Here is a 1,381-nt window from a genome sequence, read left to right as displayed (position 1 = left end):
CTCTCCCAGCCGTAGAATCAGTATTGACGGTTTTAACCCATTTTCATTCTCTGTGGTGAAGCGCTGATTTTTGCGCTTCATGGATGGCTAACGGGCAGGTTAATAAAAAAAGCTAGGTTTTGTACTCTAACTTTGAAAATGTTTAACAAGGTAAAAGTGCAACCCAAAAATTTAAGTAGATAAATAATTTGTCTATGAAATGTAAAAATTTTTTATAATATAGTGGTGAATTATTAGAATAGATGAGGGCATTCGATATGACAATGCATTTGCTTGAATTAACATTTTTGACATTAATAGTACATTTAATTGACACATTGGCATATTCAGTCCGACTTAACTCTGTAAAAAACGGGAAATTCGCACTTTCTATATCTTTATTTAATATTTTTGTTTTAGTATCTAGGACAGCAAATATGTTCCAAGCTCCTTTAGTTGGTGGATTAATTGGAATTAGTATATTAAAACATCAAGATCCTTTATCCGATATTAGACTTGTAATTTTATCTGCCACTATAGGTACTATTGTAGGAATTGTGTTAATCCCCACCTTTTTAAGGTTATTTTCAAAAGCTGTAGATAAGCTTGAAGTAAGAGGATCAGTCCCTTCTATCATAGTAGAAGCATTGAGTATTAATAACATAAAAAGAATAGTTAAAAGTACTACTAGCCCAAGAAAAAATATGATGTTAAGTTTAAGATTTCGAGAAATTCCAAAAAGATTTTTAATTCTTAATACGATCATTACAGCCATATATACCATTGGAGTAATTGCTGCTTATTATGCAGCATTCTTTGTGGACGAAAAATTTCGTTTGGCTGCGTCAGCTTCATCTGGAATGATAAACGGTATAGCAACCATTTTATTAACTCTGTTGGTTGATCCCCAATCTGCGATTATAACTGATCAAGCACTTAGGGGTAAACGACCGTATGGAGATGTTAAAGCCCTTGTAATTATGTTAATAGGAACAAAACTTATTGGAACACTTCTGGGACAATTTCTAATTTATCCCGCTGCTCGAATTATTGCCTTCTTCTATACATAAAGTTTAGAAGTTCTGCTTTATTATTATCACTTGGGGCTATTTTATTGGTGATCTGATAACTGGGACACACTAACAATGATGCATTAAGAAGAAAAGACTTACACAATGATGAATCTTTTTTTATCAGTAATCAAAATCTCCGAAATGTTATTGTGAAGAATTGTACTTAAGCTAAGGGGTGCAAGAGTAAAAAATGGGGACCGCTTCGGAAATCACGCTTCTTGTTAAGCTAACGGGCAGTTTAGTGTAAGAAGGAAAACCTTGATTTAAAACTAAAATATATAGATTGAAAATTATGTTATTATTTATATAAAAGAAAGTGAGAGTGAAAA

1 protein-coding gene is annotated in these 1,381 nt (G+C 32.3%); it reads left to right on the top strand.

Going from position 1 to position 1,381, the window contains the following annotated elements; translation table 11 throughout:
• Positions 1–257 precede the first annotated feature (257 nt).
• Positions 258–1,049, top strand: coding sequence for a lipid II flippase Amj family protein (locus ACFVSW_RS27895; protein ID WP_387319878.1), 792 nt, complete (start codon positions 258–260; stop codon positions 1,047–1,049).
• Positions 1,050–1,381 lie beyond the last annotated feature (332 nt).

This window comes from Neobacillus sp. NPDC058068, assembly GCF_042885335.1.
Lineage (GTDB): Bacteria > Bacillota > Bacilli > Bacillales > Cytobacillaceae > Neobacillus.
This window is presented reverse-complemented; position numbering and strand designations above follow the sequence as displayed.